A 16,100-nucleotide genomic window follows, 5' to 3' on the forward strand; every position below is an offset into this window, starting at 1 on the left:
CCGTACTTTAGTCAGAACAGGCAGGACGCATCATGCTGGCGTAATCCGTCCAGGCGATGCCCATGTCCTTGTCCAGTCCCGAAGTCTCGGAAGTCCTACCTCAGGCGCAGCAGCAGGAGCAGGATGTCCTGCTGATTCTGCAAAGCGCTCTTGAGCTACAGCAAGCCGGCGCTTATGAGGACGCGCGGGCCCTGTACGAGATCATCATCGGCGCCGTGCCGATGCACGCCGATGCCCAATATGGCTACGCGATGCTCAAGGTGCAGATGGGCGAACCGGCGGACTCGCTGCGAAACTTCGAGGTTGCCCTCGGCCTCAGCCCCGACAACCGGCACTATTGGGTCAACTACATCAGCGCGCTGTTCCAGAGCGGCCAGGCATCCGCTGCCTGGATCGCACTCGATCTCGCGCAGCAGCGCGGGGTCAAGGGCCCCGACCTCGATTGGCTGATCACGCAGATGGCGCGGTCGAATGCGTCGCCGGCGCCGGCTGCCGTGGCAATGCCTGCCACCACGCCTGGCGCCCCGGATCATGCCGTCGGCAACGCATCCGGCACAGCCACCGCGAGCGGTGACAAGCGCAAGGCGCCGTCCTCGAAAGTGAACAAGGTCAACGCCTTGATCCAGGACCGGCAACTTGAGGAAGCGATAGCGTATGCCCGCGGTCTGACGGCCGAGTACCCGTCAGATGGCACTGCATGGGGCGCACTCAGCCTTGCCCTGCATCAGGTAGGACACTTTCAGGATATCGTCGACGCAGCCAGTCGCTCGGTGGAACTGCAGCCCAACGACCTGGTGATCCGCGGACTGCTTGCCAACGCATTGCGCGAAATCGGCCGCCTGTCGGAATCCGAAGCACAATGCCGCCACATTCTCTCGACGGCCCCGGACGACGCCAACACACTATGGCACCTCGGGAGCGTACTGCACTGCCAGAAGCGGTATGACGAAGCGGCCGTCGCTGGCCGGCGTGCTGTCGAACTTGCGCCCAATAGCGCGCTGGCCCACCTCAGCTTCGGCATGGTGCAGATCGATAGGGGCCAGGTAGCCGAAGCCCTTGGGCATCTGCAAACGGCGATCGAGCTTGACTCGAACAATACCAAGAACAACAGTGCCGTTCTGTTCCGCCTGACCCACTGCGATGCCGTTGATACGGCAACCCTGACCGAAGCGCATTTCGCCTATGGCAAGCGGAACGCGATCCGGACCAGCCCGAAGCGGCACGCGAACGTCCCCGACCCGCGCCGAAAGCTCCGGATCGGCCTTGTATCCGGCGATCTCTACAACCATGCTGTCAGTACATATCTTGGGGCCGTTGTCGAGTATCTCGCGAAGGACCCGAGTGTCTCGCTGCACTTCTACTACAACTTCACGATTGAAGACGAGGTCACTAGCTTCCTGCAAGCGCACGCGGCATCGTGGACGGTCGTGACCAGGATGAACGATGTCGGCTTTGCCGCGACGGTCCGCCGCGATGAGATTGACATCCTGATCGACCTGTCAGGCCATACGAACCACAATCGTTTGCCTGCGTTCGCTCGGAAACCTGCGCCGATCCAGGTGACATGGCTTGGATATCCGGCGACGACCGGACTCGACGCCATGGACTATTTCCTGGCCGACCGCCACAGCACACCGCCAGGACTATTTGACGCGCAGTTCAGCGAGAAGATCGTCCTGCTGCCAGCAGTCGCGCCCTATTGCCCGACTGCCGCCTCCCCACCTGTCAACACCCTGCCTGCCCTGCACAAGGGTTACATCACCTACGGCAGCTTCAATCGGCTGAACAAGGTAAGCCGGCAGGTCGTCGCGCTCTGGGCAAGAATCCTGCACGCAGACCCGAGCGCGCGAATGATCATCGGTGCCATCGAGGGCGATGCAGACCAGCAGACCTGTCTCACCAGGTTTGCCGATGAAGGCATCGACGCCGGGCGCCTGTCGTTCCGTACCCGGACCGAGACACCGGTGTACCTCCAGCAGCACCATCACGTCGACATCTGCCTTGACACGTTCCCCTACACCGGGGCAACCACGACAATCAATGCGCTATGGATGGGCGTACCCACGGTAACCATCGCAGGCAACAGCCCGCTGAGCCGCGGCAGCGCCAGCTGGCTCGGTCAGCTAGGACTCCATCAGTACATCGCGAACGACGCAGACGACTTCGTCCAACGCGCGCTTGCCCTGTCGAAGGACCTGGATGCGTTGAAGCAGCTACGCGCCACCCTGCGCGAGCGTTGCATGCACGCGACGTCGATCCAGCCCGCGAATGTCGCGTCCAGCCTGTCCCTTGCGCTACGCGCGATGTGGGAACGCTGGTGCGCGGGCCAGGCGCCCGATAGCTTCGAAATCGAACCGGTTCAGAACACGGTTGCACCCGCCGCAGCCAGCGAGCACGCGCTCCAGCCCGTCACGTAAGGATCAGCGACCATGACAGCCAGCCTTCCGTCGGAATCCGTGCGCGCCCTGCTCGAGGACCGCATCTACGTCACCCAGCCACACCTGCCTCCGCTCGACGAGTTCCTGCCCTATCTGCAGCAGATCTGGAACTCGCGCGTGTTGACCAATGGCGGGCCGTTTCACCAGCAGTTCGAGCGTGAACTGTGCGAGTACCTTGGCGTCCCTTACCTGTCGCTGTTCGCCAATGGCACGCTCGCGCTCGTGACAGCGCTACAGGCGCTGCGGATCACGGGAGAGGTCATCACGACGCCATACTCCTTTGTGGCGACGGCGCACTCGCTGCTGTGGAACGGCGTCAAGCCCGTCTTCGTCGACATCGACCCGCATACGATGAATCTCGATCCTGCAAAGATCGAGGCCGCGATCACACCGCAGACAACGGCGATCATGCCCGTGCATTGCTACGGCCACCCCTGCGATGTCGACGCGATCCAGAAGATCGCGGACAACTACAACCTCAGGGTGATCTACGATGCCGCCCATGCCTTCGGCGTCCGTAACGAAAGCGGCAGCATCCTGAAGCACGGCGACCTGTCGATCCTCAGCCTGCACGCCACCAAGGTCTTCAACACGTTCGAAGGTGGCGCCATCATCTGCCCCGATGCCAAGACAAAGCAGCGCATCGATCATCTGAAGAACTTCGGTTTTGTCGACGAAGTCACCGTCGTCGCTGCCGGCATCAACGGCAAGATGAGTGAAATCAACGCTGCGTTTGGGCTGCTGCAGTTGCAGCACATCGACGAGGCGCTCGAGCGTCGCAAGGCGATCGATGCACGCTATCGCGAACTGTTGCGCAACATCCCGGGCATTCGTTGCCAGGCGGATGCCGGCGAAACCACAGCCAACTACGCGTACTTCCCCATTCACGTCGAAGCTGACTACCCGATCAGCCGGGATGCCCTGTTTGACAAGTTCCGCGAGCAAGGTATCTTCGCCCGGCGCTACTTCTATCCGCTGATCTCGGATTTCCCGATGTATCGCGGCCTGCCGTCCGCCAGCCGCCATAACTTGCCCATTGCATCGGAGGCGGCGCTGAAGGTGCTGTGCCTGCCGATCTATCCGGCGCTCACTGAAGAGCAAGTTCAGCGCGTCGTGAGCATCATCGCGGAGCATTGAGCATGCGGCTGGCAATCATGCAGCCCTATCTGTTCCCGTACCTCGGCTACTTCCAGCTAGCGGCATCGGTAGACCGTTTCGTGGTCTACGACGATGTCACGTTCATCAAGAATGGCTGGATCAACCGGAACCGCATTCTGCTCGCCGGCGCGCCACACTACCTGACCGTACCACTGGCGGGAGCCAGCTCGTCGCGCCGGATCGACGAGGTCCGCACACAGCCTCGCGAACGCTGGCTGGGGAAGCTGCTCGAGCAACTTCGCCACGCTTACGGGCGCGCTCCGCAGTACGCACCGGTCAGCCGGCTGGTCGAGCAGGTGCTCTCCGATAGTACGGATTCGATCGCACGGCTCGCGGCGAAAAGCGTGATCGACACCTGCGCATACCTCGGCCTGGAGACAACGTTCGTGACGACGTCAACCGGCTACGGCAACGAAGCGCTCAGGAGCGAAGCGCGTGTTATCGATATCTGCGCTCGCGAACACGCAAGTACCTACGTGAATCTACCCGGCGGCCGCACGCTCTACGATGCCGGCACCTTCGCCGCTGCCAGCATCGATCTGGAGTTTGTCGATACGGCGCTTCCTGTGTATCCGCAGTTCGGCGCGCCGTTCGTTCCCGGCCTGTCGATCATCGACGTGCTGATGTTCAATCATGTCGAATCCGTCCACGCAATGCTTTCCCGAGAGGCCATCACCGCATGAACACGGACGCGATAGGCGGCTACCTCGGTCTGGAATTGCCACAGTACGGTCAGGAGTGGTATCCGCAAGCACTGCGCTTCCAATCGGCGCGCGCGGCATTCCTGGCCCTGCTTCGCACACACGCGCCGGCAGCCGTCTGGGTACCCTGGTATTTGTGCGACAGCATGCTCGAACCACTTCGGACCGCGGGCTCGATAGTCAAGCGATACGCGCTGCGGCACGACCTCGGTTGCCCCGATATCGCGCTCGCCGATGGTGAGTGGCTGCTATACGTCAACTACTTCGGTGTATGCGATCGCCACGTGGACGATGTGCTCGCGCGCTTTCCGCACGAACAGGTGATCATCGACAATGCCCACGCGTTCTTCTCGCCGGCGCGTGACAACCTGGCGACGATTTACTCACCGCGCAAGTTCGTCGGCGTGCCGGATGGCGGATACCTGGCGACACGCGCATCGGTAGAGCTTCCCGAAGTGACCGACGATGGCTCGGTAGCCCGTAGCAGCCACCTGCTGAAGCGACTAGCGGGTGGCGCCGAATCCGGCTATGCGGACTATGCCGCCGCGGAGTGCAGCCTGGAGTGGCAGGAACCGCGCCGTATGTCACCGCTCACGCAGCGCCTGCTCGCAGCGATCGACTATCCGCAAGTCCGTGCGCGGCGTGCGTCCAATTTCTCCTTTCTCCATGAATGCCTGGGCAGGCGTAACCGCCTGACGCTTGCTGCCGCTCCCGATTGCGCGCCACTTTGCTACCCATTCCTGGGCGCGCCGCAGGGCCTGCGCGAAGCATGGCGGTCCCAACGCATATACAGCGCAACCTATTGGCCTGACCTCGAGCAAAGCCAGGACATGCCAGAGTTTGAGCGGAGCCTGCCGCGCAACACGCTGTTCATTCCCTGCGACCAGCGTCTTTCGCCCGAGCAGTTGGCTCCGCTTGCCCGGCAGGTCCTGGAGTACCTCGACCGTCAATGATGGTCCCGAATTGACAGACATATTCATGAACACGAACCTCGCCAGGCACGAAGCCGAACTCGAATCCCAGGGGTGGACAGTGGTCCCGCGACTGATCCAGGAGGAACTCGTCGGCATGCTGAACCACGCCCTTGTGCCATCGCTGGACAAGCGTGACGCGATCCGCACGGCAAATGGTCTGATGGAAAACTGTCAGGGCACCGCTCACCACGTGCTTTCCGACGACCGCTGCTATGTCGAACTGCTGGCGAAGTTCGAAGCGCTCGATCCCATTATCAAATGGTTCTTCGGCGGCAACTACATCCTGAACTCGTACGGCGGCTTCATCAACGACGGCAAGACCTACGCCCACGACGTTCACAGGGATATCCGCTTTCATTCGAACGCCAAGCGCTTCATGCTGAATACGCTGGTGATGCTCGACGATTTCACCGAGCCGAATGGCGCGACCCATATTCTTTCCGGTTCCCAGCATCAGCCCGAAAGGCCGTCCAACGACACGTTCTTTCGTGATGCGGCGCGCGTGACAGGCGAGCGCGGTTCGGTCTTGCTGTTCGACTCCCGAATCTGGCACGCCGCCGGAGAGAACACGACAAATCTTCCCAGAAGGGCATTGACGCTGACGTTCACCTGCCCCTTCTTCAAACCGCAGCTCGACTATCCGAGGCTCATGGCCAGCTCCGGCATCTCGACCCTCACGCCATTCCTCCGGCAGGTGATCGGTTTCAACGCCCGGGTGCCCGCGTCCCTCGAGGAGTTCTACGTACCGGTCGAGCAGCGCTTCTATCAACGCGGACAGGACTGACATCATGAGCCGAGATTACAACGCCGAAGCCAAGGACCATCCCGAACACAGCTACGCCTACGCCTTCGACTACCTGATGCATGAGTACATGCTCAAGACGTTCGGGCCATCCATGGTGGCCGGCAGCGCGCTCGAGCTTGGTTGCTTCGAAGGTCATTTCACGCAGCGCTTGCTCGGGCACTTTGCCACGGTCGACGTCGTCGAGGCGTCTTCCGACTGCATCGAGGTCGCCGCGTCCAAGACAGGCGAAGCGGCAACGTTCTATCACTCGACGTTCGAAACATTCGAACCCAAGAAGAAGTACGACAATATCTTCCTGATCCATACGCTCGAGCATCTCGACGAACCTGTCGAAGTGCTGTCCCGCATCCGCCAATGGTTGTCGGAGCGTGGCCGCCTGTTCGTTGCGACACCGAACGCGCGGGCCGGGTCGCGCCAGATTGCCGTCAACATGGGATTGATCCGCCATGCGGCGGCCGTCACACCCGCTGAAGCCGCGCACGGTCATCGCGTCACCTATTCGCTGGACACGCTGAAGGCAGACCTGTGCGACGCGCAGCTGCAACCAGTCACGCACGGCGGCATCATCTTCAAGGGCTTGGCGAATTTCCAGATCGACGCTGCGCTGAAGGCAGGCATCATCTCCAGGGAGTATCTCGATGGATGCTTCGAGTTGGGACGGGTCTACCCGGATCTGTGCTCGAGCATCTACGTGATCTGCGAGCGCGGCGACACCGCCTGAAGTCAGACGGAATGAGTGCGTCCATGAACAAGAAACTGAGGGTCCTGGTTTTCCCCTGCGGCTCGGAGAACGCGGCCGAGATTCACCAGGCGCTCAGGTATTCGTTACATGTCGAGCTGTTCGGCGCATCGAGCGTGGACGACCACGGCCGCTTTCGCTTCGAACGCTACGTTGGCGGGCTGCCGAAGATCAGCGACGCCGAATTCGACAGCGCCTTCTCGCGGCTTCTTGTCGAACTCGACATTGATGTCGTCTTCGCAACGCACGACTCCGTGCTCGACTATCTCGCGCCGCGCGCCCCTGGCATGGGCGTCACGCTGATCAATGGCGACCCGCAGACCGCGGCCATCGCGCGGCGCAAGAGCGCCACCTATGCGTGCTTTCGCGATGCCGACTGGGCGCCGCACGTGTTCCAGTCGGTCGAGGCGGTGAAAGCGTGGCCGATCATCGTCAAGCCGGATCTTGGACAGGGCGGCCAGGGTGTGACGCTGGCAAACGATCCGCAACAGGCTCGCGCGGCGATGGACGCGATGCAGTTCCCGGTCCTGGTCGAGTACCTTCCGGGCGAAGAGATCACCGTGGATTGCTTCACGGACCGCAAACGGCGGCTCGTCTGGACCGGACCGCGTACCCGCGAACGAGTGCGGGCAGGCATCACCATGCGCTCCCGCTTGCTGGCACTGTCCCCTGAGATCGAGGGCATCGCCCGCGAGATCAATCAACGCCTGCAGCTCCGCGGACCCTGGTTCTTCCAGCTCAAGGCGGACAAGGATGGCCGCTGGAAGCTTCTCGAGATTTCATGCCGCGTTGCCGGCACGATGGTCGCGCAGCGCGCGCGCGGCGTGAACCTGCCGCTGATGGCGGTGCAGGATCACCTCGGCCGCGATCTGGTCGCGCTGGACAATCCGCACGTCAACCTGGTGGAGCGGAGTATCGCCACGCGTACGCGTCTGGATTTCGCCTACGACTCTGTTTTCGTCGATCTCGACGACACCCTGGTGCTGAACGGACATGCTGTGCCGCAAACCATGGCGTTCCTGTATCAGTCCAAGGCGGACGGCAAGAAGGTGAACCTGATCACCCGGCACGCGTTCGATGTGGCCGAGACACTCGAGAAGGCCCATATCAGCCGCGGCATCTTCGATCAGATCATCGTGATCACCGACGGCGGCTCAAAGGCCGACCACATCTCGCCTGACTCAATCTTTATCGACAATCATTTTCCAGAGAGACTCGAGGTCGCGAGAAAGCTCGCAATCCCCGTTCTCGACGTGGACATGGTCGAGTTCCTTATCAAGTAGACGGAACCCATGGAAAAGACATCTCCCGATTTTCTGGCTGTGCTGCGCACGGAGCGAAGAGATCTGTTGAACCGGATGCGGCAGACCCGATTCGAATCGCTCAGGGAAGGGTGCAGCCACTCTCAGGTCATCCCCTTTGCCACCTATTCACCGTGGCTCGATGACGAGGCATTCTCCGCCATCTACGAGATCATCAAGCCGTTCACCATGGTGGACGTCTACCGCTGCTACGAGCTTTACAGTCTTGCGCGGCAATGCCGTCGCGTTGCGGGCGAGATCGTCGAAGTCGGTGTATGGCGGGGCGGTACCGGTGCGTTGATGGCTCATGCCTTGAACAACCGGCCGGTGCATCTGTTCGATACCTTCAGCGGCGTCGTCAAGCACGATGCCGAGTTCGATACGCTCTACTCGGGTGGAGAGCACGCCGACACCGACGAAGACATCGTGCGGAGCCTGTTTGCGAAGGCCAACGTGGAATGCCGGATCCACCGCGGCATCTTCCCGGACGACACGCTGCAAAGTCTGCCAGCATCGATCTGCCTCGCGCATATCGACGTCGACACTTACCGCTCCGTCAAGGAATCGTTTGCGCAAATCTGGCCACGGGTTCAGCCGGGCGGCATGGTCGTATTCGATGACTTTGCCGTATTCGGCTGCGAAGGCGCGAACCAGGCCGTCAACGAAATCGTCGCGGCCCACGATGACGGGCTGTTCATTCACAACCTCAACGGCCACGCCCTGCTCGTCAAGCAACCCGCGATGGCCTGCTCCTGAGCGGTCCGCTGTACCCGACGAACAGTTCCGCAGCACGACTCCGATCATGAAAAGAATCGCCCACTACCAGTACCTGGAGTATGTCCGCGTCATGTCGCTGATGCGGCAGTATCAGGCCGCAAGCGCAAGGCCGCTACGCGTGCTGGACTTCGGCTGCGGACTCGGGAAATTCCTGAATGTCTTCGCAAGCCTGGGCATGGAGGTCACCGGCGTCGACGCGAATCCGGCCTACGTCGCGGGCGCCCGCGAAAAGGGCTTCCAGGCCTACGAGCCGGAGGCCTTCTTCGCCACGACCCAGGACCCATTCGACGTGGTGTTCCTGAGCCATCTCATCGAGCACGTCACGCCGGACGCACTCGTCGCACTGGTGCCCCGCCTTTGCGCGCGACTGGCAAGGAACGGCCGCATGATCATGCTGAGCCCAACGCCCGGCGAGCGCTTCTATCACGATTTCTCGCATATCCGCCCGTACCTGCCGCAGAGCATCCGGCACGCGTTCGGCGCAACCGGTATGCCGATCTCCTATGGCGAAGCCGGCCTGCTTGAAATGGTCGACATTCACTTCTTCAAGGACCCCTATCGCACGCGCCTGTGGCGGTCCTTTTACGTCAACCGTGGCATCAAGGGCGCGTTCACACGCCAGTACAACCGCCTGCTCGATGTACTGTGGCGCGCATCCGGCGGCCGGATCGGCAAGACAGCGTCGTGGCTCGGGGTGTACGAACTACGCGCACGTAGCTGAATGGCGGACGCGGGCAACCCGCGCCGCGTCACTCGGCAGCGGCCGACGCCGCTGCCCCGGCCGGGCTGCCACGCAGCGTCTTCTCCTTGAGCCGCATGACGAAGAACGGCGCGATCAACGACACGCCCGCGCTCATCAGGAACAGCAGGCGGAAGGCATGCTCCGCCGCCTCGCGCACCGCGGCAGCATCGCCCTGATCCCCCGCATCCATGGCCCGTCGGAACATGCTCATCAGCACATCCTCGCCACCATGCAGGTCACTGACCGCCATGCCGCTATGGCGTAGCAGCGCGATCAGCACCGTGGTCAGCACCGCCACGCCCACTGCGCCACCAAGCAGGCGCGAGAAGGCGGTCAGCGCGGTGGCGATGCCAACCTGCTGCGGCGGCACCGAGTTCTGCGTGGCCACCAGCCCGCTCGGCAGTTGCAGGCCGATTGACAGGCCCAGGACGATCATCACCAGCGCGGCCGGCACCACCGCCTGCGGCGGCACAAAGGCCAGCCCGACGATGGCAATCGGCGCCACCAGACAGCCAGCCAGTTGCAGCGGCTTGTAACGCCCGCTCCACGACATCAGCCGGCCCGACGCATAGGCGCCGAACGGAATGGCCAGCGTCAGCGGCACCAGCCGCAGCGCGGCGGTGTCGGCCCCCGCGCCGCCCACGACCTGGAAGCGCAGCGGCAGCAGCACCGACATCGCGATCAACTGGAAGAAGCACAGGAACAGCGTCAGGCAGCAGATGGCGACGGTCGGCACGGCGAGCATCTTCAGCGGAATCACCGGGTCGACAGCGCGGCGCTCCTGCCAGATGAAAAGCACCAGACCGATCAGCCCGGCAGCCAGCAGGCCGATCGTCTGCGGCTCCAGCGGCGAGTGGCCCTGCCCCATCCGCGTCAGGAACACCAGCACGCCGGACAGGCCGCCGCCAAACAGCAGCGCGCCGAGGTAGTCGATGCGATGCTTGCGTCCGCTGACCGGCAGATGCCGCAGCGCCCGGCGCACCACGACCAGCGCAATCAGCCCCAGCGGAATGTTGATCCAGAAAATCCAGCGCCATGAAAGGAAGTGTGCAAGGTAGCCGCCAATCACGGGCCCGGCCATGCTGGCCACGGCCCAGACGCCGCTGACGTAGCCCTGGTACTTGCCGCGTTCACGTAGTGGCACCACGTCGGCGATCGTTGCCTGCGATACCGAGATCAGGCCGCCACCGCCAAGGCCCTGCAGAATGCGCGCGACGATCAGCATCGGCATCGTCGTAGCCATCGCGCAGGCGATCGACGCCAGCACGAACAACACGATCGAGAACGTCAGCACCGAGCGGCGCCCGAGCACGTCGGACAGCTTGCCGTAGATCGGCGTGACCACGGTGGACGCCACCAGATAGGCGGAGATCACCCACGCCATGTCCTCGAAACCGTTGAGCTGCAAGGCGATCTCGGGCAGGACCACGGCCACGATCGATTGTTCGAGGGCACCCAGCATGATGGCCAGCATCAGGCCGAAGATAACCTGCATCACGGGCACGTCTGGGGGTGAATGCGGGGCGGAGGGCGCTTGCGGAGCGGACATGGAGGAGCCTGCACGGCAGGCATTGGCCGGACGGCCTGCCTGCTCTTGTTGGTCAAGAAGAGCCGCTATTTTATGCGAGCGCTTCAAACCGTGCTTGTCGGCTTGCTTTCAGCCCGGCGGCGCGTGCTCGCCCCATCACCCGCCACCACATCGAACCCGCGCGGCTAGGTGCCCTCGGGCTGCTGGCTGCACGCCCACACCGTCTGGCGCAGCCAGCGATGCGCGGGATCGGCCCTGCGCCGCGCGTGCCAGGCCTGCTGGAACGGCACCGGCGCCAGCGCGATCGGCGGCGCGAACGCCCGCAGCGCGCGATTTGGCGCCGCGGCAACCGCGCGGGTCGCGACGGTCAGGATCAGGTCGGTGCCAGGCACGAGATCGAGCGCAGCGCCCCAATGGGGCAGCACCAGGGCCACATGCCGCTGCATGCCAGCCTCGGCCAGGGCGAGATCGATCTCACTAGGCGCGTCGGGGCGCATCGCCACCAGCACATGCGGCCGCGCCAGCCAGTCCTCCACCGATAGCGGCCCCCGCCGAGGCAGCGTGGCCCGGTCCGCCACGCTCGTGTAATGGTCTTCGAACAGCGTAGCCACCTCGATATCGCCGGGCAGCCGTGGAAAGACACCGATCGCCAGATCGGTCTCCCCGTCGGCAAGCTGCGCGAGCATCGCCTCGCGGCCAGCCTGGATCACGGCAAGGTCGATGCCGGGCGCCTCGCGGCGCAGCCGCCGCATCAGCGCGGGCAACACGCTGCGCGCGCCATAGTCGGACAGAGCCAGCCGGAAACAGCGGCGCGCATGGGCGGCGTCGAACGTGGATTCGCCCACCAGTCCGTTCAATTGACTCAGTGCATCGTCAAGCGGGCCCAGCAAACCGCGCGCGCGTGCGGTAAGCGTCAGGCCGTTCTCGCGACGCACCAGCAGCGGGTCGTCGAAGATATCGCGCAACTGGGCCAGTGCGTGGCTGACGGCCGGCTGGCTCTTGTGCAGCCGCACGGCGGCACGCGTCACATGCTGCTCGGTCAGCAAGGCGTGCAACGTCAGCAGCAGGTTCAGGTCGATACGGCGCAGGTCATCCATGCGGCGAATGTCTCATGTATGGATTGCGAATTTCCATTGCGGCGGCGGCGCGTGCAACATGCCCGGCAACAGATTGCATTCAGATTGCATTCGAATCGGAGAAATTATCATGACCTCGCCGCTTGCCGCATCCGCCGGCTCGCTCTGGATGCCATTGGGCGTCGCGCTTCTGGCCGGCGCGATGATCCCATTCCAGGCCGGCAGCAACGCCACGCTGGGCCGCGCGCTCGGGCACCCGCTCTGGGCCACCGTCGTCTCGCTCCTGATCAGCCTGGTTGCCGTCGTGCCCGTGCTGCTGGCACTGCGCGCGCCGCCGCCGAATCTCGCAGCGGCCGCGCAGGGACCGTGGTGGCAATGGATCGGCGGGCTGTTCGGCGTGATCTACATCACGGCGGCGCTGTGGCTGGCGCCCCGCATGGGCGCCGCGAACTTCATTGTCGGCGCCGTGGCCGGCCAGTTGCTGGCCTCGATGCTGGTCGATCATTTCGGTTTGGTGGGCCTGCCGGCCCGGCCCGTCACGCTGGCGCGCCTGGCCGGCGTGGTGCTGGTCCTGGCGGGCATCTGCGTCATGCAATGGCAGCCGGCGCGGGCCACGGGCAGCGTATTGGGCGAGCGAGATCTCAGGGGACAGTCAGATCAGCCAAGGCATCCCGGATCAGCGTGATGCCGGGCCAGGCCCCCATCTCCGCCATCGTGATGAATACCGTGCGCCCCACCGGGAACGAAAAATCATGGCGTACCGGGTGCACCATTCCCAGTTGCGCATAGTGCGCCACGGCGCTTTCCGGTGCGACGGTCAAGAGATCGCTGCTTGCCACCACACTCAGATTCGTGTGGAACGAGAACGACTCGACCCTGGGATAGGGCGGCACCAGGCCTGCGGACAGGAAGGTGTCGTCGAACACCTGGCGCGTATAGGCCTCGCGTGACGCCACGATCCAACCCAGCTCGCGCAGTTCCGCCAACCCGACGTTGCGCCTGCGGCGCAGTGGGTGGTCCTGTGCGCACGCAATGGCGAGCGGCTCCTGCCACAGCGGCGTCACCGCCAGCTTGCTGGCGGCCTGCTCATCCAGCTCCACGCCGATTCTGCCAATCACGCAGTCGACATCGCCACGGCTCAACATTCGAAGCAGCCCGCCCACCGTCGATTCACGCACGACGAGTCTTGGGCAGTCTGGCCGCGCAGCCATTGCCGCCAGCAATCTCGGCAGGATCACCACGCCAACCAGCGGGAGTACGCCAAGCCTCACCACGGGAGCGGGCGGTGTTTCCGTCGTTGACTGAGCCGCCACCGCCAGCGCGCTGAGCGCGATACGCAGGCGGTCCAGCGCAACCAGTCCCGCAGGGGATAGTGCCGCGCCGCGCGTGGTGCGCGCGACCAGTTCCACCCCGAACGCGGATTCCAGCTCCTGCAGCATCTTGGTTGCGGCAGGCTGGCTGAGCGCCAGTTGTGCGGCCGCCGTCGTCAACGAGCCATGCTCGGCCACGAGTTCCAGAAAGCGTAGATGCCGGATGCGCAAGCGATCCAGCCGCTGCGCGCGCGCTGGCCTGTGGAGGCCCATACCGTGTTGCTCAGGCGATACCCGCGTCATAACAAATCGTGATGATGCTATCAAGACATCATAATTTACAGGAAAGAATCCGGCTCGCACAATGCTGTCGAACAAGCTCACTAGAGCAAGACCAGAGCAAGAGGAGACAAAATGCGGCGAATCGCAAGGCGACTGGCATGGCTACCTGGCCTGGCAGTGGCGATCGGCACGACAGGAGTGGCAAGCGTGGCAGCAGCCTCGTCGGAAGCCGGATATCCCACGCGGCCCGTGCACTTGATCGTTCCCTACGCCGCAGGTGGCGGCCCCGACATCCAGGCCCGCAAGCTGGCCGAAGTCGTCTCGCGCGACCTGGGGCAACCGGTCGTTGTGGAGAACAAGGTTGGCGCAGGGGGCATTCTTGCCGCTGAATTCGTCGCCAAGCAGCCGGCTGACGGCTACACGCTGATGATCGGCGCCTCCACACACCTGGTGCAGAAACTGATGCAGCCGTCGGTCAGGTTCGACCCTGCCAGGGATTTCACCCACATCATCCGCACAGGCTTCAGCCCACAGGTCATGCTGGTGAAGAGCACCTCGCCCTACCAGTCCGTGGCCGATCTTGTCGCGGCCGCGCGCAAATCGCCGGGCAAGCTCAACTATGCGTCGGGGGGCATCGGCAGCGCCGCCCATCTGTCGGGCGCGGCATTGGCAAGCGCCGCGACGATCGACCTGGTCCATGTGCCGTACAAAGGCTCGGTCGAGATTGTTCCCGCGTTGATCCGGGGCGATGCAACACTTGGCTTCCCGATTGCATCAACCGCGATTCCGCAGATCGAGAACGGCAAGGTGCGTGCATTGGCGGTTACCTCCGCATCCCGCTTGCCCGGCTTGCCCCAGGTGCCAACCCTGAACGAGGCGTTGGGCCGGAACGACCTGGCGCTGGATTCGTGGTTCGGCATCTGGGCGCCCGCCGGCGTGCCAAAGCCCGTGGTTGCACGCCTGCAGGCTGCTGTGATCAAGGCCCTGAATGATCCGGGCACACGTGACATGTTCCAAAAGGCGGGTTCGGTGATCGACCCCACACCGAGCCAGGAAGCCTTTGACCGATTCGTTGCCGACGAGATGGTCAAGTACCGCCGGATCATCGAATCGAACCATATTTCGCTGCAATGAGGCCACCCATGACCACCGAAAACCTCTCGTTCTCCCCCCTTGCCGGCGTCCGGGTACTGGACTTCTCGCATGTCATCGCGGGCCCGTTGGCAACGTTCTACCTGTCACAACTCGGGGCCGATGTGCTGAAGATGGAGAACGCCAATGGCGGCGATGTCATGCGCAGGACCGAGACTGGCCGAAAGGGCTTTCTCGCGCTCAATGCGGGCAAGGACTGTCGTGACATCGACCTGGGCTCCGAAGCGGGCCGCGCCGACGCTCTCGCCCTGGCGGCCACGTGCGATGTCGTCGTCGACAACCTGCGCCCCGGCGTGCTGGAGCGATTCGGCCTCGGCTTCGAAGCGGTGCGGGCGGTGAATCCGCGCGTGGTGTATTGCTCGATTTCGGGCTTTGGTCGCGGCAGTGCCGACTGGTCGGGCCGCCCCGCATACGACCATGTCATTCAGGCGGCCACAGGCATGACCTTTCTGGCGGGCAACGAGAACGACCCGCCGATCAAGACCGGATTCCCTGTCGTCGACGCCGCAACGGGTATGCAGGCAGCGCTCTCCATTCTGGCCGGCCTGCGCGAGCGCGACCGCTGCGGCTGCGCCATTCAGCTCGACATCTCCATGACCGGCGCAGCGATGCAGCTCATGTATGGCTTTGCCTGCGAGGCATTGACGGATGGCACTTCGCCCTCTCGCGTGGGCAACCGGGGATACTCGGGTAGTCCGACGGCGGACTTCTTCCCCACGACCGACGGCTGGATTGCACTCGGCGCCAACACCCCACGCCAGTTGCTGCGCCTTCTCGAAGTCCTGGAACTGTCCGAGCTTGCCGCCGACCCGACCTACTTTGCCGAACCACTGGACGCGGAGTCCCCCACCACCTTCGTGCGCTCACGCGACCCTGCCGCGCTGAAAACGATCATCGCACAACGCCTGCAAATGCTGCGCGCCGACGAACTCGAGGAACGCCTCGCCACGCGCGGAGTACCCGCAGCGAAGGTGCGCAAGCTGGGCGAGTTTGCCGAAGCGGCGCTAGGTCACGGCCGCATTTCGACTGTCACACTGCGCGACGGCGACACCGAAGTCATGTCGCCGGGCCTGGGCTTCGGTGCCCGGCGACATCCGGGCTAATCCAGGCTAATCCG

15 protein-coding genes are annotated in these 16,100 nt (G+C 63.6%); 12 read left to right on the plus strand and 3 right to left on the minus strand.

Translation table 11 applies throughout. The features are described 5' to 3' along the window. Positions 1 to 62 precede the first annotated feature (62 nt). The 9 genes from RN01_RS04395 (at position 63) to RN01_RS04435 (ending at position 9,614) form a co-directional block, all read left to right on the plus strand. Positions 63 to 2,417: a tetratricopeptide repeat protein gene (locus RN01_RS04395; RefSeq protein ID WP_017511164.1), complete on the plus strand. Its 2,355-nt coding sequence runs from the start codon at positions 63 to 65 to the stop codon at positions 2,415 to 2,417. 12 nt (positions 2,418 to 2,429) lie between these two features. Next, positions 2,430 to 3,575 carry a DegT/DnrJ/EryC1/StrS aminotransferase family protein gene (locus RN01_RS04400; RefSeq protein WP_011519641.1) on the plus strand — a complete coding sequence of 382 codons (1,146 nt, stop codon included), beginning with the start codon at positions 2,430 to 2,432 and terminating at the stop codon, positions 3,573 to 3,575. A 2-nt stretch (positions 3,576 to 3,577) separates the two neighbouring features. Then, positions 3,578 to 4,279: a WbqC family protein gene (locus RN01_RS04405; RefSeq protein ID WP_024570042.1), complete on the plus strand. Its 702-nt coding sequence runs from the start codon at positions 3,578 to 3,580 to the stop codon at positions 4,277 to 4,279. Then, positions 4,276 to 5,250: a hypothetical protein gene (locus RN01_RS04410; RefSeq protein WP_017514143.1), complete on the plus strand. Its 975-nt coding sequence runs from the start codon at positions 4,276 to 4,278 to the stop codon at positions 5,248 to 5,250. Before RN01_RS04405 ends, RN01_RS04410 begins: the two co-directional genes overlap by 4 nt. Before the next feature lie 115 nt (positions 5,251 to 5,365). Next, entirely contained in the window at positions 5,366 to 6,055 is a 690-nt protein-coding gene (locus RN01_RS04415; protein WP_231582254.1) for a phytanoyl-CoA dioxygenase family protein, read from the plus strand. A gap of 4 nt (positions 6,056 to 6,059) precedes the next feature. Beyond that, entirely contained in the window at positions 6,060 to 6,797 is a 738-nt protein-coding gene (locus RN01_RS04420) for a bifunctional 2-polyprenyl-6-hydroxyphenol methylase/3-demethylubiquinol 3-O-methyltransferase UbiG (protein ID WP_017514145.1), read from the plus strand. A gap of 23 nt (positions 6,798 to 6,820) precedes the next feature. Then, positions 6,821 to 8,098 (plus strand): ATP-grasp domain-containing protein, encoded by a 1,278-nt coding sequence (locus RN01_RS04425; protein WP_017514146.1) that lies wholly within the window; start codon positions 6,821 to 6,823, stop codon positions 8,096 to 8,098. A gap of 9 nt (positions 8,099 to 8,107) precedes the next feature. Then, entirely contained in the window at positions 8,108 to 8,872 is a 765-nt protein-coding gene (locus RN01_RS04430; protein WP_017514147.1) for a TylF/MycF/NovP-related O-methyltransferase, read from the plus strand. A 46-nt stretch (positions 8,873 to 8,918) separates the two neighbouring features. Beyond that, positions 8,919 to 9,614: a bifunctional 2-polyprenyl-6-hydroxyphenol methylase/3-demethylubiquinol 3-O-methyltransferase UbiG gene (locus RN01_RS04435; RefSeq protein WP_024570041.1), complete on the plus strand. Its 696-nt coding sequence runs from the start codon at positions 8,919 to 8,921 to the stop codon at positions 9,612 to 9,614. Positions 9,615 to 9,642: 28 nt separating this feature from the next. Here the strand turns inward: RN01_RS04435 and RN01_RS04440 are convergent, their stop codons facing one another. Continuing rightward, positions 9,643 to 11,184 carry an MDR family MFS transporter gene (locus RN01_RS04440; protein ID WP_035832347.1) on the minus strand — a complete coding sequence of 514 codons (1,542 nt, stop codon included), beginning with the start codon at positions 11,182 to 11,184 and terminating at the stop codon, positions 9,643 to 9,645. A 164-nt stretch (positions 11,185 to 11,348) separates the two neighbouring features. Next, complete coding sequence (locus tag RN01_RS04445; protein ID WP_017514638.1) at positions 11,349 to 12,260, minus strand: LysR family transcriptional regulator; 912 nt, start codon at positions 12,258 to 12,260, stop codon at positions 11,349 to 11,351. 109 nt (positions 12,261 to 12,369) lie between these two features. Here RN01_RS04445 and RN01_RS04450 point away from each other — a divergent pair, with 109 nt between their 5' ends. Next, positions 12,370 to 12,924 carry a DMT family transporter gene (locus tag RN01_RS04450; RefSeq protein ID WP_017514639.1) on the plus strand — a complete coding sequence of 185 codons (555 nt, stop codon included), beginning with the start codon at positions 12,370 to 12,372 and terminating at the stop codon, positions 12,922 to 12,924. Here RN01_RS04450 and RN01_RS04455 read toward each other — a convergent pair. Next, positions 12,881 to 13,822, minus strand: coding sequence for a LysR family transcriptional regulator (locus RN01_RS04455; protein ID WP_017514640.1), 942 nt, complete (start codon positions 13,820 to 13,822; stop codon positions 12,881 to 12,883). The genes RN01_RS04450 and RN01_RS04455 overlap by 44 nt on opposite strands. A 141-nt stretch (positions 13,823 to 13,963) precedes the next feature. Here RN01_RS04455 and RN01_RS04460 point away from each other — a divergent pair, with 141 nt between their 5' ends. Beyond that, positions 13,964 to 14,965 (plus strand): tripartite tricarboxylate transporter substrate binding protein, encoded by a 1,002-nt coding sequence (locus RN01_RS04460; RefSeq protein ID WP_024570038.1) that lies wholly within the window; start codon positions 13,964 to 13,966, stop codon positions 14,963 to 14,965. Between the two features lie 8 nt (positions 14,966 to 14,973). Next, positions 14,974 to 16,086 (plus strand): CoA transferase, encoded by a 1,113-nt coding sequence (locus RN01_RS04465; RefSeq protein ID WP_024570037.1) that lies wholly within the window; start codon positions 14,974 to 14,976, stop codon positions 16,084 to 16,086. Positions 16,087 to 16,100 lie beyond the last annotated feature (14 nt).

Source organism: Cupriavidus sp. SHE (assembly GCF_000812445.1).
GTDB lineage: Bacteria > Pseudomonadota > Gammaproteobacteria > Burkholderiales > Burkholderiaceae > Cupriavidus > Cupriavidus metallidurans.

Coding starts and splice junctions, on each gene's coding strand:
- RN01_RS04450 (WP_017514639.1), top strand. CDS start 12,370: ATGACCTCGCCGCTTGCCGCATCCGCCGGCTCGCTCTGGATGCCATTG.
- RN01_RS04440 (WP_035832347.1), bottom strand. CDS start 11,184: ATGTCCGCTCCGCAAGCGCCCTCCGCCCCGCATTCACCCCCAGACGTG.
- RN01_RS04460 (WP_024570038.1), top strand. CDS start 13,964: ATGCGGCGAATCGCAAGGCGACTGGCATGGCTACCTGGCCTGGCAGTG.
- RN01_RS04395 (WP_017511164.1), top strand. CDS start 63: ATGTCCTTGTCCAGTCCCGAAGTCTCGGAAGTCCTACCTCAGGCGCAG.
- RN01_RS04425 (WP_017514146.1), top strand. CDS start 6,821: ATGAACAAGAAACTGAGGGTCCTGGTTTTCCCCTGCGGCTCGGAGAAC.
- RN01_RS04455 (WP_017514640.1), bottom strand. CDS start 13,822: ATGGGCCTCCACAGGCCAGCGCGCGCGCAGCGGCTGGATCGCTTGCGC.
- RN01_RS04420 (WP_017514145.1), top strand. CDS start 6,060: ATGAGCCGAGATTACAACGCCGAAGCCAAGGACCATCCCGAACACAGC.
- RN01_RS04415 (WP_231582254.1), top strand. CDS start 5,366: ATGCTGAACCACGCCCTTGTGCCATCGCTGGACAAGCGTGACGCGATC.
- RN01_RS04430 (WP_017514147.1), top strand. CDS start 8,108: ATGGAAAAGACATCTCCCGATTTTCTGGCTGTGCTGCGCACGGAGCGA.
- RN01_RS04400 (WP_011519641.1), top strand. CDS start 2,430: ATGACAGCCAGCCTTCCGTCGGAATCCGTGCGCGCCCTGCTCGAGGAC.
- RN01_RS04410 (WP_017514143.1), top strand. CDS start 4,276: ATGAACACGGACGCGATAGGCGGCTACCTCGGTCTGGAATTGCCACAG.
- RN01_RS04405 (WP_024570042.1), top strand. CDS start 3,578: ATGCGGCTGGCAATCATGCAGCCCTATCTGTTCCCGTACCTCGGCTAC.
- RN01_RS04445 (WP_017514638.1), bottom strand. CDS start 12,260: ATGGATGACCTGCGCCGTATCGACCTGAACCTGCTGCTGACGTTGCAC.
- RN01_RS04435 (WP_024570041.1), top strand. CDS start 8,919: ATGAAAAGAATCGCCCACTACCAGTACCTGGAGTATGTCCGCGTCATG.
- RN01_RS04465 (WP_024570037.1), top strand. CDS start 14,974: ATGACCACCGAAAACCTCTCGTTCTCCCCCCTTGCCGGCGTCCGGGTA.